At 36.0% G+C, this 17,911-nt stretch carries 19 protein-coding genes; 11 read left to right on the forward strand and 8 right to left on the reverse strand.

The window, feature by feature from the left end:
- Positions 1-23 precede the first annotated feature (23 nt).
- The 4 genes from rmuC to Q2U82_RS14875 are packed head-to-tail and all read left to right on the forward strand — an operon-like array spanning position 24 to position 3,581.
- A complete protein-coding gene (gene rmuC / locus Q2U82_RS14860) occupies positions 24-1,352 on the forward strand; it encodes a DNA recombination protein RmuC (protein WP_410005595.1) in 1,329 nt (442 codons plus the stop codon).
- A gap of 56 nt (positions 1,353-1,408) precedes the next feature.
- Positions 1,409-2,623: an outer membrane beta-barrel protein gene (locus Q2U82_RS14865; RefSeq protein WP_410005596.1), complete on the forward strand. Its 1,215-nt coding sequence runs from the start codon at positions 1,409-1,411 to the stop codon at positions 2,621-2,623.
- Positions 2,624-2,654: 31 nt separating this feature from the next.
- Positions 2,655-3,023, forward strand: coding sequence for a 6-phosphogluconate dehydrogenase (locus Q2U82_RS14870; protein ID WP_410005597.1), 369 nt, complete (start codon positions 2,655-2,657; stop codon positions 3,021-3,023).
- Entirely contained in the window at positions 3,024-3,581 is a 558-nt protein-coding gene (locus tag Q2U82_RS14875) for an acyl-CoA thioesterase (RefSeq protein ID WP_410005598.1), read from the forward strand.
- Positions 3,582-3,590: 9 nt separating this feature from the next.
- Here Q2U82_RS14875 and Q2U82_RS14880 read toward each other — a convergent pair whose 3' ends face one another.
- From Q2U82_RS14880 to rpmH, 3 genes are all read right to left on the reverse strand, one after another.
- The gene (locus Q2U82_RS14880) at positions 3,591-4,166 is read right to left on the reverse strand and encodes a T9SS type A sorting domain-containing protein (RefSeq protein ID WP_410005599.1); all 576 of its coding nucleotides are present in this window, start codon (positions 4,164-4,166) and stop codon (positions 3,591-3,593) included.
- Between the two features lie 78 nt (positions 4,167-4,244).
- Positions 4,245-7,097, reverse strand: coding sequence for a carbamoyl-phosphate synthase large subunit (carB, locus tag Q2U82_RS14885; RefSeq protein ID WP_410005600.1), 2,853 nt, complete (start codon positions 7,095-7,097; stop codon positions 4,245-4,247).
- A 100-nt stretch (positions 7,098-7,197) separates the two neighbouring features.
- A complete protein-coding gene (gene rpmH / locus Q2U82_RS14890) occupies positions 7,198-7,359 on the reverse strand; it encodes a 50S ribosomal protein L34 (protein WP_202336350.1) in 162 nt (53 codons plus the stop codon).
- Positions 7,360-7,634: 275 nt separating this feature from the next.
- Between rpmH and Q2U82_RS14895 the strand changes: the two genes are divergently transcribed.
- Together Q2U82_RS14895 and Q2U82_RS14900 are read left to right on the forward strand one after the other, a co-directional pair.
- Positions 7,635-8,201 (forward strand): DUF2892 domain-containing protein, encoded by a 567-nt coding sequence (locus Q2U82_RS14895; protein ID WP_410005601.1) that lies wholly within the window; start codon positions 7,635-7,637, stop codon positions 8,199-8,201.
- A gap of 121 nt (positions 8,202-8,322) precedes the next feature.
- Positions 8,323-9,024: a TlpA family protein disulfide reductase gene (locus tag Q2U82_RS14900; protein ID WP_410005602.1), complete on the forward strand. Its 702-nt coding sequence runs from the start codon at positions 8,323-8,325 to the stop codon at positions 9,022-9,024.
- Between the two features lie 41 nt (positions 9,025-9,065).
- Here the strand turns inward: Q2U82_RS14900 and Q2U82_RS14905 are convergent, their stop codons facing one another.
- Both Q2U82_RS14905 and Q2U82_RS14910 read right to left on the reverse strand, forming a co-directional pair.
- Positions 9,066-9,986: a lytic transglycosylase domain-containing protein gene (locus Q2U82_RS14905; RefSeq protein WP_410005603.1), complete on the reverse strand. Its 921-nt coding sequence runs from the start codon at positions 9,984-9,986 to the stop codon at positions 9,066-9,068.
- Between the two features lie 58 nt (positions 9,987-10,044).
- Positions 10,045-10,704, reverse strand: a complete 660-nt coding sequence (locus Q2U82_RS14910; protein ID WP_410005604.1) for an alpha/beta fold hydrolase — start codon at positions 10,702-10,704, stop codon at positions 10,045-10,047.
- A gap of 202 nt (positions 10,705-10,906) precedes the next feature.
- Between Q2U82_RS14910 and Q2U82_RS14915 the strand changes: the two genes are divergently transcribed.
- The gene (locus Q2U82_RS14915; protein ID WP_410005605.1) at positions 10,907-11,206 is read left to right on the forward strand and encodes a GNAT family N-acetyltransferase; all 300 of its coding nucleotides are present in this window, start codon (positions 10,907-10,909) and stop codon (positions 11,204-11,206) included.
- On the opposite strand, the gene mtaB is transcribed toward Q2U82_RS14915, so the two are convergent.
- Positions 11,203-12,534, reverse strand: a complete 1,332-nt coding sequence (mtaB, locus tag Q2U82_RS14920; RefSeq protein WP_410005606.1) for a tRNA (N(6)-L-threonylcarbamoyladenosine(37)-C(2))-methylthiotransferase MtaB — start codon at positions 12,532-12,534, stop codon at positions 11,203-11,205. The genes Q2U82_RS14915 and mtaB overlap by 4 nt on opposite strands.
- Before the next feature lie 62 nt (positions 12,535-12,596).
- On the opposite strand from mtaB, the gene Q2U82_RS14925 reads away from it, so the two are divergent.
- Complete coding sequence (locus Q2U82_RS14925; RefSeq protein ID WP_410005607.1) at positions 12,597-14,237, forward strand: ABC transporter substrate-binding protein; 1,641 nt, start codon at positions 12,597-12,599, stop codon at positions 14,235-14,237.
- A gap of 39 nt (positions 14,238-14,276) precedes the next feature.
- Complete coding sequence (locus tag Q2U82_RS14930) at positions 14,277-14,552, forward strand: hypothetical protein (protein WP_410005608.1); 276 nt, start codon at positions 14,277-14,279, stop codon at positions 14,550-14,552.
- Here Q2U82_RS14930 and Q2U82_RS14935 read toward each other — a convergent pair.
- Together Q2U82_RS14935 and Q2U82_RS14940 are read right to left on the reverse strand one after the other, a co-directional pair.
- Positions 14,549-15,724: a GlmU family protein gene (locus tag Q2U82_RS14935; RefSeq protein WP_410005609.1), complete on the reverse strand. Its 1,176-nt coding sequence runs from the start codon at positions 15,722-15,724 to the stop codon at positions 14,549-14,551. The genes Q2U82_RS14930 and Q2U82_RS14935 overlap by 4 nt on opposite strands.
- Before the next feature lie 165 nt (positions 15,725-15,889).
- Entirely contained in the window at positions 15,890-16,171 is a 282-nt protein-coding gene (locus Q2U82_RS14940; protein WP_272855576.1) for a type B 50S ribosomal protein L31, read from the reverse strand.
- A gap of 210 nt (positions 16,172-16,381) precedes the next feature.
- On the opposite strand from Q2U82_RS14940, the gene Q2U82_RS14945 reads away from it, so the two are divergent.
- Positions 16,382-16,912 (forward strand): DUF4199 domain-containing protein, encoded by a 531-nt coding sequence (locus Q2U82_RS14945; RefSeq protein WP_410005610.1) that lies wholly within the window; start codon positions 16,382-16,384, stop codon positions 16,910-16,912.
- Between the two features lie 8 nt (positions 16,913-16,920).
- A complete protein-coding gene (locus Q2U82_RS14950) occupies positions 16,921-17,874 on the forward strand; it encodes a glycosyltransferase family 2 protein (protein WP_410005611.1) in 954 nt (317 codons plus the stop codon).
- Positions 17,875-17,911: the final 37 nt, after the last annotated feature.

The raw sequence follows: 17,911 nt of genomic DNA on the forward strand, positions 1-17,911 counted from the left end.
TATTTAAATAAAAACTTATTGCAATGAACGAAACTTTTCTATTCCTTTTACTTGCTGCAATCTGTCTATTAATTGGAGCATTTATAGGCAATTTAATTTCCCGATTAAAAAACAAAACCGAAACCAGCAAACTAGAGGAACGGCTTGAAAATGCCCAATTTCAAATAGAAAAACTAGACGAGCGGTACAATATTTTAACAGCTGAAAAAGAAAAGATAAGAGATGAGAAAGAACATTTAAACATTCAACTTTCAAAGCAAAGTGCTGAATATAATTCATTGTATGCTGAACTTGAAAAGGAAAAAGAGCGGTTCAAAAATTTTGAAAAGGATTTTGAGGACAAGTTTTCGATTTTGGCCGATAAAATTTTGATTGATAAAACAGCGAAATTCACCGAATCAAACAAAGAAAATATTGAGGGAATTCTAAAACCTTTAAACCAAAAAATTAAGGATTTTGAAGAAAAAGTTGGAAAGAACAATATAGATTTTGTGAGAACACACGCCGAACTTGGCAAGCAATTGCAATATTTGAACGAGCAGAATATTAAAATAAGCCAAGAGGCAGATAACTTAACCAAAGCATTAAAAGGCGATTCAAAGATCCAGGGAAATTGGGGCGAAATGATTTTATCGCGAGTTTTGGAAGAGTCAGGATTGGAAAAAGGACGCGAATATACCATTCAGGATAGCCACGACAATCCTGATGGTGGCAGACTGCAAACCGACGTTATTATTCATCTGCCAGACGGCAAGAAGATGATTATAGACAGCAAGGTTTCGTTGACTGATTTTGAACGTTATGTTTCCGAAGATGATGAAAACCTGAAAAGCCTTTATCTAAAAAAACATATCGATTCCATAAAAAAACACATACTTACCCTTAGCGAAAAAAAATATTATCACGCCATAAACGAGAGCCCAGATACCATTTTTATGTTCGTGCCCATTGAGCCTGCTTTTGCCATAGCTGTTGCAAACCAGAAAAATCTGTATCAAGAAGCTTTCAAAAGAAAAGTTATGATAGTAACACCTTCTACGCTTTTGGCGGCATTGCGATTGGTAGAAAATCTTTGGGAAAATGATAACCAAAAGAAAAACACCCTCGAAATTGCCACAGAAGCTGGTAGGCTTTATGATTCCTTTGTTGGACTATTGGAAGAGCTAAACAAAATTAAAAGACAATTGGGAACGGTTCAAGGTTCTTTTGACAATGCTTTAATTAAGCTTGAAGGAAAAGGAAACCTTGTGAAAAGGGTTGAAAAATTGCGAAAACTTGGTGCAATTACCAGCAAAAATATAGATCAAAAACTATTGAAAAATACTGATGAAAACAATCTTACTAAAAATTAAGATATTCTTCTGTTTTTTCTATATTGCCGATTATAAACTTAGCAATATATACTATAATGAGATTTAAATTACTTCTCCTAACTATTTTAGCAACAGGCTTTAATGCTTTTTCACAAACTTCTTTTGAGCCGGGTTATATCACTTTTACAAACGGAACAACAACCAATTGTTTGATTAAAAACGAAGATTGGAAGGGAGGACCTCGAAATTTTGAATATAAAATTGACGAGAATTCAGAAGTTAAAATTGGAAGTGTTCTGAACGTAAAAGAATTTGGCTCCTCTGAAAATTTTAAATATATAGCAGCAACATTGCCAGTTGAACAATCCAGTGATAAAGTTGGTAACTTAACAGAGGACAGAAATCCTATTTTTAAAGAAGAAAGTCTCTTTTTGAAAGTACTAGTAGAAGGCAATGCATCGCTCTACTACACGCTTAAAGAGACTAACAATCGTTTTTTCTATAAAATGAATGACGGCAAGATTGAACAACTTATCTATAAACGTTATATAACATCTAATAAAGAGATTGCAAAAAACAATAGATACAAACAGCAGCTTGCCACAGATTTTGTTTGTTCAAAATCCCAAAATCCAAATTTTGATAAATTAGAATATAAACAATCCAGCCTTATAAGTAGTTTTAAAAATTACAATGCCTGTATAGGTTCAGAAGCGGTGACTTATAAGAATAAGGATTATGAGTATGGATTTAATTTGAGTCTGCGGCCCGGAGTAACTTTCGGCGCTGCCTCTGTCTTAAAAGCTGGAGATGAAAAAATAAATTTTGACAGCAAAACTGGATTTAGAATTGGATTGGAAGCGGAATATATTCTCCCTTTCAACAATGGCAAATGGGCAATATTCATTGAGCCAACCTATAGAAATTACAATGCTGAAAAAGAAGTAGTTTATGTGGATTTTTTCACTATAAAAAAGACAACGCTAATTACTGTAGAATATAACTCTGTGGAACTCCCCATTGGTGCGCGCTATTATATGTTTTTAAACAAAAAATCTGCTTTATATGTAAATGCGGCAGTTCTTATTGATGCTTCTGTGTTGGACTCAAAAATAGAATCAAGCAATGAAGATAGCTATGATTTGGATATAAAGGCTGATGCCGCCTTAGCTCTAGGTTTTGGATTCAAATTTAAAAATAAATACAGTTTAGAGGCTAATTACCATTCCCCTAGAAATATTTCCAACTACCTGAACGTAAGTTCATCTTATCAGTCATTTTCTTTGATTGCTGGTTATAACTTTTTATAGAAATGGTGAACTATTTGACTATTTTTATTGAATGAAAAAAGTCCTCTTCATTATACTCGGAAGTCTTTTGGCACTCTATCTGCTTTACTTCGCATTTGTATATTATGTACCCTACAGCGAAGGAACTAGAGCGGGAGAGCTAATTAAGTTTAGCCATCGCGGAGTAGTTATTAAAACTTGGGAAGGGGAAATAAGCCAAGGCATAAGCGGCGCACAAATTTTTTCGTTTTCCGTATTGGATCAAGATGAAGAAGTGATTGAAAAATTAAAAGAATACCAAGGCAGTTATGTAAAAGTGGACTATATAGAGCGCTTTGCTACTTTTGCAATTTGGGGTGAAACCAAGTATTTTATAACAGCTGTAGAGCAAGAAAACTCTCCCCACATAAAAAAATATTAAATGAGCGATATTCATAAACATATTGAAGAATCGCAAGTGACTATTTCAGAATTGATGTTACCATCTCATGCAAATTTTGGCGGTAAAATTCACGGTGGCTATATTTTGTCTCTCATGGACCAAATTGCTTTTGCTTGTGCAGCAAAGCACAGTAAACACTATTGCATTACTGCCTCTGTAGATACCGTAAACTTCTTAAAACCAATTGAAGTTGGCGAATTGGTGACCCTAAGAGCTTCTGTAAATTATGTGGGCAATACCTCAATGATTGTCGGAATTCGTGTTGAGGCCGAAAATATTAATACGGGAGCAATAAAACATTGCAATTCTTCTTATTTTACAATGGTTGCAAAAGATGAGAACGGCAATGGAATGAAAGTACCCGGATTAATCTTAGATTCAAAAATAGAAATAAGACGGTTTTTGAAAAGCGCTTCGCGTTTGGCTTTAAAAAAACAAGGAAAATTCCACGAAACCAACTTTGAAGTAGAAAAACATTTACATGAATTAAAGAAATACAACGTAATTTTAGCTTATAAAGGCTATAAATTAGATTAGCTTTAAAAACTATTTTTTAGCAATTTTCAAAGTGGTTTGCATATTTTTTGAAGTAACTTTTACGAAGTATAATCCGCTGTTCAATCTACTCATATCAACTTGAGTTAGAACACCCGATCCTTTTCCTTCTGAAACCAAGGTTCCCAAAACATTATAAATTTCGTAACTGTCAATTTTAAAAATCGAAGATATGGTCAGTTCATTCTTTACTGGATTGGGATAGAAATTAAGATTTTTTATAAATTTTTCCTCTGTAGAAAGCTTGCTAACCACCGTAACCTTACCATGCATTGATGGATGAGAATCATTTTGATATTCGGTAACGCCTGTTTTTAAAAATGTAAATGAAAAATCAGTATTTACCCCTTTTAAAGTTCCACTATCAAATATTTCAGTTCCATTCGGAATACTGGTTACACTTTTTTGTGAAGCATCAGCCCAAGTCCAAAGCACTGTATCTCCCACTTCAATTGTTGGACTGGCCACAGATTCATTAACCCCTTGTCCCCAAGCAATTTCAACAACATTCTGCGCAGTGAGAATGTTCATTGTAATAAAAAATAAGAACAAAGTAATTTTTTTCATAAATGAATGGTTAAGTAGGTTTACAATCTAATTTACGAAAAAAAAATAAAAAATCCATTTAAAAGTGGCATCATCATTTTATTTGCTCAAATACATTTTCCTTCTTGCGTATAAATCGTAAAAGGCATCATCCTTTAAACTATCAATAAACAATATACTTTCGCCGGTACTTTTCATTTCCGGACCCAATTGTTTGTTTACGTTCGGGAATTTATTGAAACTAAATACTGGTTGTTTGATTGCAAACCCTTCCAACTTCGGCTTAAAGTTGAAATCGGTCACTTTATTATGACCCAACATTACTTTTGTAGCGTAGTTCACATAAGGCTCTCCATAAGCTTTCGCAATAAAAGGAACCGTACGGGAAGCTCGGGGATTGGCTTCAATTATATAAACCATATCGTCTTTTATGGCGAATTGGATATTTATCAATCCAACGGTTTTCAGCGCTTTTGCAATTTTAAAAGTGTGATCTTTTATTTGTTGCATCACAAATTCGCCAATATTGAAAGGTGGCAACGTAGCATTTGAATCTCCCGAATGGATTCCGCAAGGTTCAATATGTTCCATTATTCCAATGATGTAAACATTTTCTCCATCACAGATTGCGTCGGCTTCGGCTTCAATTGCACCATCCAAATAATGATCTAGCAACAATTTGTTATTCGGAATTTTACGAAGTAAATCAACAACGTGTTCTTCCAATTCCTTTTTATTGATCACGATTTTCATTCCTTGGCCACCCAAAACATAGGAAGGACGAATTAAAAGCGGAAAATCCAATTGGTCGGCAAGTGCCAAGGCTTCTTCCGTAGTTTCAGCCACACCAAATTCTGGATAAGGAATATTGTTTTCTTTCAAAAGTGTGGAGAAACTCCCGCGATCTTCGGCAAGATCTAACGATTTGTATGTTGTACCGATAATTTTTATTCCGTACCTATCAAGCTTTTCAGCAAGTTTTAAAGCTGTTTGACCACCCAACTGAACGATAACGCCTTCGGGCTTTTCATGACGGATGATGTCGTAAATATGTTCCCAAAAAACAGGTTCAAAATAAAGTTTGTCTGCAACGTCAAAGTCTGTGGAAACGGTTTCGGGATTACAGTTAATCATTATGGTTTCGTAACCACATTCCGCAGCAGCTAGAACGCCGTGAACGCAGCAATAATCAAACTCGATGCCCTGCCCTATTCTATTTGGGCCAGAACCTAGGACAATAATTTTTTTCTTTTCGGTAACAATACTATCGTTTTCTGAATACGGTTTTTGGCCTTCAAGCTGCATTTCATTTTCAAAAGTGGAATAGTAATAAGGTGTTTCCGCCTTAAATTCCGCAGCGCAGGTATCAACCAATTTATAAACGCGCTGGATGTTCATTTCCTCGCGTTTTTTATACACTTGGCTTTCCAAACATTTCAGCATATGCGCAATCTGTCGGTCACCGTAGCCTTTTTGTTTTGCTTCCAACAATAATTCCCTCGGAAGGGTTTCCAAAGTAAATTTTGAAATTTCCTTTTCCAAAAGAAATAACTCTTCATATTGGCGAAGAAACCACATATCAATTTTTGTTATTTCGTGGATTCTGCTTAGCGGAATGCCAATCTGGATTGCATCATAAATTACGAAAACCCGGTCCCAACTTGCATTTTTCAGCTTGTCGAGAATCTGTTCGTAATTGGTATAACTTTTTCCGTCCGCGCCAATTCCATTTCGTTTAATTTCAAGAGATTGTGTGGCTTTATGTAATGCTTCTTGAAAAGAACGGCCTATGCCCATTACTTCTCCAACGGATTTCATTTGAAGTCCTAAAGTTCTATCAGACCCTTCAAATTTATCAAAATTCCAACGTGGGATTTTTACGATTACGTAATCCAAAGTTGGTTCAAACAAAGCCGAAGTTGATTTTGTTATTTGGTTGTTCAATTCGTCCAACCTATAGCCAATAGCCAATTTTGTAGCGATTTTTGCAATTGGATAACCAGTTGCTTTTGATGCCAAAGCGGAAGAACGTGAAACACGTGGGTTAATTTCAATAGCGATAATTTCTTCATCTTCGTCTGGACTTACAGCAAACTGAACATTACAACCACCCGCAAAATCACCAATACTGCGCATCATTAGAATGGCCATATCACGCATTCTTTGGAAAGTGCGATCATTTAGCGTCATTGCAGGTGCAACGGTTATAGAATCTCCAGTATGGATTCCCATTGGATCCATATTTTCAATGGTACAGATAATAACAACGTTATCGTTATTATCGCGAAGCAATTCAAGTTCATATTCCTTCCAGCCCATCATCGCCTTGTCTATCATCACTTCGTGAATTGGGGAAATTTCCAGTCCATGTGATAATAATTCATCAAAATCTTCTTCTTTATAAACAATAGAAGCACCGGCGCCTCCCAAAGTATAGGATGCTCTAATAACCAAAGGAAACCCGAATTCCTGAGCTATTTCTTTTCCTTGAAGGTAAGAATTTGCGGTAGCCTGAGGAGCCATACCAACACCTATTTCTTCCATCAATTTCCTAAACTTTTCGCGATCTTCAGTAATGTTTATTGCGTCAATATCTACACCTATCAACTTGACCCCGAAATCTTTCCAAATTCCTTTTTCATCTGCTTCAATACATAGGTTTAACGCTGTTTGTCCACCCATTGTTGGCAATACAGCATCAATCTGCGGATGCTCCTTCAATATTTTTACAATAGATTTTGTGGTAAGCGGTAACAGGTAAATATGATCGGCCATAGAAGGATCGGTCATAATGGTTGCTGGGTTACTGTTAATCAAAATGGTTTCTATTCCATCTTCACGCAAAGAACGTAGTGATTGTGATCCGGAATAGTCAAACTCACATGCTTGGCCAATAACAATAGGGCCTGAGCCAATAATTAGAACTGATTTAATTGAAGGGTTTTTAGGCATTTTTTTTACTTTTTCGGTGTCGCAAAATTACGACGCATTAGGGTATAAAAAAAAGGTGTTGCTTAGTTAAACAACACCTTTTATATAAAATTTATCAACATTATTTTTTGTGACGGGATTCAGAAGATACAGAAAGTCTCTTTCTACCTTTCGCTCTGCGGGCAGCCAATACTTTTCTTCCGTTTACAGAAGCCATACGCTCTCTAAAACCGTGTTTGTTTCTTCTTTTTCTTTTTGATGGCTGAAATGTTCTTTTGCTCATTATAGTATGCTTTAACTTCTGTAATATCCTTTTTAAGAACCTTTGGGTACTACCTCAAAAGTCGGGTGCAAAAATACAACAAGTTTTCACTTAGGCAAACCTTTTTTGAAAAATATCTATAATTTTTTTGGACATAACAATTACCACAAAATTACAATCTATGATATTATTTAAAACCCCTTCTTTTATGTGAAATATTTTCCACTTCTGAAATGGAAAATCTTCCATAAAGCATTTAGTTTTTATACCTTTGCAGGCCAGTTTAAAAATGAAAAATGTTCAATAAAAATATAAAACTAGTTTTAACAGCTTTAGTAATTGGAGCAGCCGTTTGGCAATTTACAGAAACAAATATCGGCAATGGAATTATGCTGATTTTACTTTCTTTGGTATTTGTCTTCCTTTATTTTAAGAATGAAATAATTTTACTTGCTTTTCTTCGCCTTAGAAAGCAAGATTTTCCAGGGGCAAAAAAATGGCTTGACAAAATAGGAAACCCCAAGGCTTCATTGGTTCCAAAACAAGAAGGCTACTACAACTACTTGAACGGGTTGATGATTTCACAAACCAATATGGTTGAGGCTGAAAAATATTTCAAGAAAGCCGAAAAACTGGGTTTGAATATGTCTGCAGATATGGCAATGACCAAATTGAACCTTGCCGGAATTGCAATGACTAAAAACCGTAAACGTGAGGCAGAGCAGCTTATGGCCGAAGCCAAAAGCCTTGATAAACACAATATGCTGGACGATCAAATAAAAATGATGAAACAGCAAATGAAGAAAATGGGGCAACCCCGTCAACAATTCGGTCGCGGTGGACGCGGCGGGAAAAGATTTTAAACTGTTTTATTTAATAGTTCCTTTCTTGTTTTATTGTAGTTCATCGATTTTAAACCGCTTTTTGTCGAATACCGCATTGTAAATCAACCATGTAACGTATCTTTGCCCAAAGCTTATGCTTATGGGTAGAAAACTACTTTATCTTTTCTTATTAATAACTTTTTCAGCACAATCACAGATTGAGCAAGGTTCTCTATTTTCGGAGGCGATTGGAAAAAACATTAAGAAATACACGAGAAATTCACAAAATGCATATGCAAACCAGGATTTTGAGCGTGCAGAATTCCTATTTGATTCCTTGATCAACAATGTTGTGAACGGAAGTTACCTCGATAATTTTAAAGTAAGGAAACTATCTGGGAAAAAAATAGAACTCTACAAGTTTGAAAAACCAGTCTTTTTAATGACCTATGCATCTTGGTGTACTCCTGGCGTAGGTGAAATTCCAGCTCTAAACGAAATTGCCGAAAAACATTATAAAGACATAGATTTTGTTATTCTATTTTGGGATTCAAAAGAAAATGTCCGAAAATCAACTCGCGATTATTCCAGCAAAATAAACATTATTTATGTGGATGAGAAGGAAAACAAAAATGATCATATTGTAGAGATTATGAAGCACAGCCTTGGTTTCCCCACTTCGTTTTTTATTGATGAAAATAAACGTATTGTGGATGTGAGGCGAGGTGTACTTCATCCATACAATGAAAAATATGAGATTTCTTTTGAGTTGAACTACAACTCTTTTTTAAACGGAATTTCACTTCTTAAAAATTTAGGCGACGATGATAAAGATCACTTCGCTTCAAAACAAAACCCGTAAAAACATAGCGTTTTACGGGTTTATTATATTTTCTAATCCTCTTATTGATAATATCCTTTTTCAGGTATTTCTATAAAGTACTCTTTTCCAGAGGAATTTTTCAAATAAGTATCACGAAGCCACGGATTGTGAAGTTTTAGAATTTTATAATTGATTCCGTAAGGTTTTACCCATTCTGCCCAATCTTCAACTGGCGTATCAACTTTTACAGTGAATGTAGGAATGTTAGTGTATAAATCTTTTTCTCTAAAATTAAATCCATATTGCTGCGGGTGGGTCATTATTTCTTTTAAAGCCAATATCCTAAAAACATACCGGCTTGTTTCATCATTCAACAACAAATCATAATAGCTCGTTTCCTTCTGCCTGTTTATTTGTTTGTTCATTCCTCCCACTCCTGCATTGTATGAAGCAGCAGCCATTGTCCAACTCCCAAATTTTTCTTTTGATTTTTTCAAATATTCTGCAGCTACCATTGTTGCTTTATCAAGATTGTAGCGTTCGTCTACATAATCATTGATTTCTAACCCATATTCTAATCCGGTTCCCTTCATAAAGTGCCAAATTCCTGAAGCTCCCACTGGCGAACTTGTGTATTCCAAACCACTTTCCGCAACAGCCAAATATTTAAAATCATCTGGCAAACCATACTTTTTAAGCAAAGGTTCTATGAGTGGAAAATATTTATTCGCACGCTTAAAAAGTAAAAGTCCGTTGGATTGCCAATATGTGTTTACCAATAGTTCTCTATCCATTCGCTCACGAATATCAGGATTGTTTAGGGGAACGGCCTCTCCCGCAAAATCCATTTTCTCTGGCAGTGGCAATGCGTAAACATTGTAATCATTAACCAGTTTTTTTTCAAAGTTTTCATCTGTGGGGGCATCCTGTACTGCATGAATACTGATGGCACTAATAGCCAAAACTGCCACTCCCAAACCTATTTTACTAATCGTTTTCATATCCTCAAATTTTCAATAAAGATACTTAATTAACCTATTTTTATAAGTAAAAGCAAGACTATTCTTCAAAAATTTGAAGTAATTTATCTGATATTTTTCTGCCTTTATTGAGTATCATAATGTGTGTTCCTCCTTTAATAACTGTGCAACCATCAATATATTTTATGGGAAAAACCATGTCGTTTTCACCGTGAATATGAATAATCCCCTCAATTTTTTCCTTTTGATCCCAAGTGATCATTTTTTCAAGTGCCCAATCCAAATACTGTTTATCTCTTACGTGCAGATATTGTTGATAAAGTGATAAACGTTTTTTTGTTTTTGGACCTATCGAGAATTTGGTCAAATCTTCCACACTCAAAACCAAACTAGTTGGAATTAGCTTATAAGCTTTTGTAAAACTGGCAAGCTTCATTCGTCTGGGAAGCTCACTCCGAGTTTTTACGCTAGAAATGATTATGAGCTTTTTCAATTTTAAAAAATCATTCATTTCCTGCACCACTACTCCGCCAAAAGAAACCCCAATAAGTATGGCATCCTTTTCTTTTATGCAGAACGCCATCCGCTTTGCATAAGCCTGCAGGCTTTCATTCTTTTCTGGGATTAACCATTCCAAAATATGTATTTCATATTTTTCAGTAAGTTTGATATTTCTAAAAATTTCGCTTCCTGCGGCTAAACCTGGAACGAAATAGACATGTATTTTTTCAGAATTCATAAGTCTTTTGTGAAGAATATGGCATAGCCCAAAGATTATTCGTAAATTTACGAATACAAAGATAGAATTATATAAACTTTTCTTATCAACTGATAACTATCAGTCATAATTTGCTTTGAAAACAAACCAGACATCCGAAAGTATCGTATCTAAAAATAACTTTTTAAGATACCAAATCTTGTATTTAAAAAAATAACTCCCAATGATTGAAGATGTAGAAATTACCGATAATGAATTTTTGAGACAATTTGAACTTGAAATTGGCGACAATATGGCTCGAATAGAATACGCCCTTCAGGATCGAAAAATTTTTCTTACCAAATATGAAATGCCAGAAGATCTGGAAGAACAAGGTTTTCGTGATATTTTTATTAAAGCCGTTTTTGAGGAAGTAAAGAAACGCGGCATCAGTTTAGTGCCAACGAGCCCCGAAGTTGCTGGTTTTATGAGAAAAAACCGTAGAAAATACAAAGATTTATTGCCCGTGGGGATTAATATTTAATCCAAAATGGGTTCAGAAACCTTAAAACGCACCAAACCATCTTCATCAATTTCAGTAAGTATAATTTCTTGTAAAGTATTTACCAATTCTGGATTCCAAGGCGCTTTAACTTTTACATAATTTTCAGTAAAACCGTGAATATAACCTTCTTTATTTTCACCTTCAAAAAGAACGACTCTTTCAGTTCCTAACTGACTTTCATAAAATGCCCTTCTCTTTTTTGCCGAAAGACCACGCAACATTTTGCTGCGCTTGTTTCGGACTTTCATTGGCACAACGCCTTCCATTTCAGCTGCTGGTGTATTGTCCCTTTCAGAATAGGTGAAAACGTGCAAATATGAAATATCCAATTCGTTTAAAAAATGGTACGTTTCCAAAAACCGTTCATCGGTTTCACCCGGAAAACCTACAATAACGTCAACGCCAATACAAGCGTGCGGCATCACTTCGCGGATTTTTTCCACTCTTTCCGTATAGAGTTCGCGCATATAACGGCGACGCATCAATTTCAATATATCATTACTGCCGCTTTGCAATGGAATGTGGAAATGTGGTACAAAAGTTCTTGATTTTGAAACAAAATGAATGGTTTCATTTTTCAGCAGATTTGGTTCTATGGAAGAAATGCGGAGCCGCTCAATACCTTCCACTTCGTCCAAAGCTTTTACAAGTTCAAGAAAAGTATGCTCATGCTTTTTGTTTCCGAATTCACCTTTTCCGTAATCGCCAATATTTACACCAGTTAATACAATTTCTTTAATTCCCTGCTGCGAAATTTCAAAAGCATTTTTCAAAACATTTTCCAAAGTATCGCTTCGCGAAATTCCGCGGGCCAGCGGAATCGTACAATAAGTACATTTATAATCGCAGCCGTCCTGCACTTTTAAAAAAGCACGTGTTCTATCGCCAATGGAATAGGAACCTACATAAAAATCGGCTTCTTCAATTTCACAGGAATGCACTTCCCCAAAATCATTTTTGGTAAGATCATTTAGGTAGTCGGTTATTTTGAACTTTTCAGTTGCGCCCAAAACCAGATCCACGCCATCCACATCTGCCAATTCCTGCGGTTTTAACTGTGCATAACAACCAACTGCGGCAACAAAAGCATTGGAATTTGCTTTCTGTGCCTGCTTTACAATAGTCTTAAAACGTTTATCTGCATTTTCTGTTACAGAGCAAGTGTTAATAACATATATATCTGCCTTTTCAGAAAAATCAACACGCTGAAAACCCTCTCCCTCAAAACTTCTAGCTATTGTTGAAGTTTCACTGAAGTTGAGCTTACAGCCTAAAGTGTAAAAAGCGACTTTTTTTGGTGCGTCCATTATTGTATTTTTGGCAAACGAGGGCACAAAAATACAAACTAAAAATCGGTTCCCGAAAAAACATGCAGCAGCGTTCAAAAAAACTAATTGTAATAATTTCAATATGTTGCACTACAATATTATTACTTTCCTGTAGAAATGATAAAGAATCAGATCGCGATCACCTCGTTTTCCGCTACAACGAACACGGAAACATCCCCACGCTAGATCCTGCATTTGCAAGAAATCCACAGGCTATTTGGCCAGACAATCAACTATATAATGGCTTAGTACAGTTGGACGATTCCTTAAATATTGAACCAGATATTGCAAAAAGTTGGATTATAAATGATTCCACAAATACCTACACCTTTTTCTTAAGAAACGATGTTTTCTTTCACCAAAACAAAGCGTTTGCGCAAAAAGGGCTTCACAACCCAACCCGTTATACGCGAAAGGTGGTAGCCCAAGATTTTGTATATAGTTTTGATCGATTGACCGATGAAAAAGTAGCTTCCTCTGGGAGTTGGGTAATGAATTATGTGGAAAGCTATAAAGCGGAAAATGACACCACATTGGTCATTCAACTAAAACAACCGTTTCCAGCTTTTTTAGGTTTACTTTCTATGCGCTATTGTTCGGTAGTTCCAAAGGAAGCTGTGGAATATTATGGGAATGAATTCCGAAGAAATCCAGTGGGAACCGGGCCTTTTCAATTTAAAATGTGGGAAGAAAACGTAAAACTGGTTTTTAGAAAAAACCCGCTTTATTTTGAAAGGGATGAAAGCGGAAACCGATTGCCTTATTTGGAAGCAGTTTCAATCACCTTTCTGCCCGACAAACAGAGTGAATTTTTACAATTCGCACAGGGAAAATTGGATTTTATTTCAGGTCTGGACGGTAGCTACAAAGATGAATTGTTGACTACTCACGGGCAGCTCCAGCCTAAGTACAAACATTTGGCATATATGATTACCAGTCCGTATTTGAACACAGAATATCTCGGCTTTTTCCTTGGGACGAATACGCCAGAAATTCAAAGTAAAACCTTGCGGCAAGCAATAAATTATGGTTTTGATCGTGAAAAAATGGTAACATATCTCCGCAACGGAATGGGGATTCCCGCCATTCACGGCTTTATTCCAAAAGGATTACCTGGCTATGCTGAAATTGACGGTTATAGCTATGAGCCAGAAAAAGCAAAGCAACTAATTGAACAATACAAAATTGAAACAGGAGATGCAAAACCCGAAATAACCATCGGTACCAACAGCCAATATTTAGATTTGTGCGAATATGTGCAACGCGAACTTGAAAAATTGGGGATAGCGGTAACTATAGATGTAATGCCCCCTTCCACGCTTCGGCAGATGAAAAGCAGCGGAGAGCTGGATATTTTCCGTGCCAGTTGGATTGCAGATTATCCCGATGCCGAAAACTATCTTTCGCTTTTTTACAGCCCAAACTTTACGCCGAATGGCCCAAACTACATGCACTTTAAAAACGAAGTTTTTGATAGTCTTTATGTGAAGTCGCTTTCCATTTCAAACATTGATGAACGAAAATTACTTTACACCAAAATGGATTCCATTATCGTGGAAGAAGCTCCCATAGTTCCTTTATTTTATGATATGGCGGTGCGTTTTGTGAATAAAAAAGTGTCGGGATTAGGCATTAACCCACAGAATTTTTTGGTTTTGAAACACGTGAAAAAGTCGAAATAATTTGTAAATTGAGATCTTGACAATTCAAACAGTATAACTATGAGTGGAGGCGCCGGGCATATTTTTTCAATGATAGCCTCTTTAAAGCACAATAAGAGAAATAAGAAGAGCCTCTTCGATAAAAGTGTTGATGAACATAACGAGAACTACGGAAAAATCATTGACTATAAAAAAATGTCTCCCGCTCAATTTGAGGCTTTCAAACGAAAACTAAAGGAAAAGGAATTACGCCGCCAAAAACAGTTAGTTGTTGTCTTCGGAAGCGTAATGCTTGTTATTATTTGTGTGCTGATTTACTTTTTATTTTACCACTAAGCTTTCCGCCATTTAGCCGTTTCTTCAAAAACCTGTTCCAAAATCTTGGCATCAATTTCTGAAAACTCTATACCTCTTCGGCTCATCACTACTTTTGCAACTTCAAAAGCTTTATCTGTTTTATAGGTTGTGAAACCGCCGCTTCCGCCCCAGCTAAAACTTGGAACAAAATTACGAGGAAAACCACTTCCGAAGATATTAGCGCTCACACCCACAACCGTTCCGGTATTGAACATTGTGTTAATTCCACATTTGCTGTGATCGCCCATCATCAAACCGCAGAATTGTAGCCCTGTGCGGGCAAAACCTTCGGTTTCGTAATCCCAAAGACGAACTTCGGCGTAGTTATTTTTTAAGTTTGAATTATTCGTGTCGGCTCCCAAATTGCACCATTCTCCCAAAACAGAATTTCCCAAAAACCCATCGTGGCCTTTATTTGAATAGCCAAAAATCACAGAATTGTTCACCTCTCCCCCAACCTTGCTGTGGGGTCCAATCGTAGTATTTGAGTAAATCTTCGCCCCCATTTTCAAGGTGGAGTGTTCGCAAAGTGCAAATGGGCCGCGAACCAATGCGCCCTCCATAATTTCAGCATCTTTGCCAATATATATTGGCCCTTCGGAAGCGTTTAATGTACAGAATTCCAAGGTTGCCCCTTTCTCAATAAAAATATTTTCGGGATTTTTTGTCCAAATGCTTTTTGGAATTGGTTGTGATTCCCTGTCTTTGGTTATTATTTCGAAATCGCGTTTTATCGCTTCGCCATTTTTTGAAAAGATATCCCAAGTGTGTTCTATTCTCAGAACGTCGTCGTATGTATATTGAATAACATCAAAGGTTTCAAAATCTACTTCCTGTGCTTCCGTTGTGAAAAAAGCAATCGGTTCATCATCAAAAAATACGGCTTGGTTTTCTTCCAAACCTTTAATTATGTTCACCAAGTTTTTTGAAGGAAGAAAAGAAGCATTTATCAAAACATTCTTTTCAAGTTCCAAAAAAGGATATTTCTCTGAAAGGTAATCTTCGGTAACCGTAGTTGTGGTAAAGCCTAAATACTGTTCCCACTTTTCACGAATGGTCAAAATTCCCACGCGAATTTCCGCAACTGGACGTGTAAATGTAAAAGGCAAAAGCTGGTTGCGAACGTTGCCGTCAAAGAGGATGTAATTCATTTTGATTTACGATTTTAAATTTTAGATTTTCGATTTCCTAAAAATCATAGTTATAAAAATACATATTCAATATTACTCAAAAATCTACAATCGGCAATCGTAAATTTAAAATCAAAAAAGCCCTCGATTTCTCGAAGGCTTTTGTATGTTTTACTAAAATGAAGATTATTCTTCAGTTTTAGCTTCTTTTGCAGCAGGTTTTTTAAACTTGTCGTATTTGTTTTTGAATTTGTCAATACGTCCTGCAGTATCAATAAGTTTTGCTTTTCCAGTATAAAAAGGGTGTGAAGAACGTGAAATCTCCATCTTTACCAAAGGATACTCAACACCATCCACTTCGATAGTTTCTTTAGTATCTGCAGTTGATTTTGTAAGGAATACATCTTCATTGCTCATATCCTTAAAAGCAACTAATCTATAATTTTCTGGGTGGATACCTTTTTTCATCTCTCTAATATTATAATTTAAAAATGCGCTCTTCCGACCTTTCGGAATTGAGTTTGCAAATTTAAGTATTAATTGGAAATTAGCAACAAAATAATACACTTTTTTTATTCACCGCAAAATCGCCCGCAAATGTAACGTTTTACTATATTTGTTTACTAACAAACCGAACCTGTCTGCCACTTTTTTGGTAGGCCAAAAAACCAATAAAAAATGGAAACTCAAACTACTTCATTAAAAAAAATAGCACTCAATTATGGGGTTCTATTGGCATTACTTTCAATTGTTTTACAAGTTATCTCTTACGTACTTGACGTTCATATTGATCGGCCATGGTGGCTAACTGTTCTTCAGTTAATTATTTCCGTAGGCGTTATTGTTTATGGTATAAAAGCATTTAAAATTTCAAACGAAAATTACCTTACACTGGGGCAAGCACTAAAAACCGGTTTGGCAATTAGCCTTGTAGCTGGAATTATTGCAGTAGTTTTTAACTATATTTTTATGAATTATATTGACCCAGATTTTGTTCAAAAAACCTTGGATTTCTCTCGAGAACAAATGTTGGTAAAAAATCCTGAGATGACACAGGAACAAATCGATATGGCAATGAACATGTCTGCGAAATTTATGTCACCAATGATAATGTCTGCTTTCGCAATAATTGCAACTTTGTTTTTTGGATTTATTATTTCGCTTTTCGCTGGATTGGTAATGAAGAAAAACCCACCTCAACAACTTTAATTAGCTGAATGAATATTTCCATCGTCATACCTCTTCTCAACGAAGAAGAATCGCTAAATGAATTGTACCGTTGGATTGCAGATGTTATGCAATCCAATGGTTTTTTATACGAGCTCATTTTTATTGACGATGGCAGTACCGACAATTCCTGGAAGTTAATTGAAGGACTTTCTGAAAAAAATCCAACCGTAAAAGGAATTCGATTTCAGAAGAATTACGGAAAATCGCAAGCACTTCACGCTGGTTTCGCGATGGCGAAAGGCGATGTAATAATCACGATGGATGCTGATTTGCAGGACAATCCCGAAGAAATTCCAGAACTCTATAAAATGATTACCGAGGAAGGTTTTGATCTTGTTTCTGGTTGGAAAAAGAAAAGATACGATTCTTTACTTAGCAAAAACATGCCTTCCAAATTGTTCAATTATGCAGCGCGAAAAACATCTGGCGTAAAATTGCACGATTTCAACTGCGGTTTGAAAGCCTATAAAAAAGAGGTTGTAAAATCTATTGAAGTTACAGGTGAAATGCACCGCTACATTCCCGTATTGGCTAAAAATGCAGGTTTCAGCAATATCTCTGAAAAAACTGTTTTGCACCAAGCCCGAAAATACGGCACTACAAAATTTGGCGCAGAACGCTTTATTCGCGGCTTTTTGGATTTGATAACCATTTGGTTTCTGTCACGTTTTGGCAAAAGGCCTATGCACCTTTTTGGCGCTTGGGGCGCTTTCATGCTGTTTATCGGGTTTTGCTTTGCGCTTTTTCTTGGTATAGATAAACTTTTTCTAAACCCTGCCGGAAGACTAATTGCTGAAAGACCTGAATTTTTTATAGCCCTAACCGCAATGATTTTGGGGACCCAACTTTTCCTTGCAGGATTTTTGGGCGAATTAATCCTTAGAAGCAAAAAGGATTCCAGAAACTACATCATTAAAGAACAGCGAAACTTCAAAGATTAACCACAGAGATTCTTTATTTTTGCATATTAATTTAAGC

The sequence above is a fragment of the Aequorivita nionensis genome (assembly GCF_046352995.1).
Lineage (GTDB): Bacteria > Bacteroidota > Bacteroidia > Flavobacteriales > Flavobacteriaceae > Aequorivita > Aequorivita nionensis.

Excerpts from the sequence above, each read along its gene's own strand:
- rmuC (WP_410005595.1), top strand. The coding sequence starts at position 24 with ATGAACGAAACTTTTCTATTCCTTTTACTTGCTGCAATCTGTCTATTA.
- Q2U82_RS14865 (WP_410005596.1), top strand. The coding sequence starts at position 1,409 with ATGAGATTTAAATTACTTCTCCTAACTATTTTAGCAACAGGCTTTAAT.
- Q2U82_RS14870 (WP_410005597.1), top strand. The coding sequence starts at position 2,655 with ATGAAAAAAGTCCTCTTCATTATACTCGGAAGTCTTTTGGCACTCTAT.
- Q2U82_RS14875 (WP_410005598.1), top strand. The coding sequence starts at position 3,024 with ATGAGCGATATTCATAAACATATTGAAGAATCGCAAGTGACTATTTCA.
- Q2U82_RS14880 (WP_410005599.1), bottom strand. The coding sequence starts at position 4,166 with ATGAAAAAAATTACTTTGTTCTTATTTTTTATTACAATGAACATTCTC.
- carB (WP_410005600.1), bottom strand. The coding sequence starts at position 7,097 with ATGCCTAAAAACCCTTCAATTAAATCAGTTCTAATTATTGGCTCAGGC.
- rpmH (WP_202336350.1), bottom strand. The coding sequence starts at position 7,359 with ATGAGCAAAAGAACATTTCAGCCATCAAAAAGAAAAAGAAGAAACAAA.
- Q2U82_RS14895 (WP_410005601.1), top strand. The coding sequence starts at position 7,635 with ATGTTCAATAAAAATATAAAACTAGTTTTAACAGCTTTAGTAATTGGA.
- Q2U82_RS14900 (WP_410005602.1), top strand. The coding sequence starts at position 8,323 with ATGGGTAGAAAACTACTTTATCTTTTCTTATTAATAACTTTTTCAGCA.
- Q2U82_RS14905 (WP_410005603.1), bottom strand. The coding sequence starts at position 9,986 with ATGAAAACGATTAGTAAAATAGGTTTGGGAGTGGCAGTTTTGGCTATT.
- Q2U82_RS14910 (WP_410005604.1), bottom strand. The coding sequence starts at position 10,704 with ATGAATTCTGAAAAAATACATGTCTATTTCGTTCCAGGTTTAGCCGCA.
- Q2U82_RS14915 (WP_410005605.1), top strand. The coding sequence starts at position 10,907 with ATGATTGAAGATGTAGAAATTACCGATAATGAATTTTTGAGACAATTT.
- mtaB (WP_410005606.1), bottom strand. The coding sequence starts at position 12,534 with ATGGACGCACCAAAAAAAGTCGCTTTTTACACTTTAGGCTGTAAGCTC.
- Q2U82_RS14925 (WP_410005607.1), top strand. The coding sequence starts at position 12,597 with ATGCAGCAGCGTTCAAAAAAACTAATTGTAATAATTTCAATATGTTGC.
- Q2U82_RS14930 (WP_410005608.1), top strand. The coding sequence starts at position 14,277 with ATGAGTGGAGGCGCCGGGCATATTTTTTCAATGATAGCCTCTTTAAAG.
- Q2U82_RS14935 (WP_410005609.1), bottom strand. The coding sequence starts at position 15,724 with ATGAATTACATCCTCTTTGACGGCAACGTTCGCAACCAGCTTTTGCCT.
- Q2U82_RS14940 (WP_272855576.1), bottom strand. The coding sequence starts at position 16,171 with ATGAAAAAAGGTATCCACCCAGAAAATTATAGATTAGTTGCTTTTAAG.
- Q2U82_RS14945 (WP_410005610.1), top strand. The coding sequence starts at position 16,382 with ATGGAAACTCAAACTACTTCATTAAAAAAAATAGCACTCAATTATGGG.
- Q2U82_RS14950 (WP_410005611.1), top strand. The coding sequence starts at position 16,921 with ATGAATATTTCCATCGTCATACCTCTTCTCAACGAAGAAGAATCGCTA.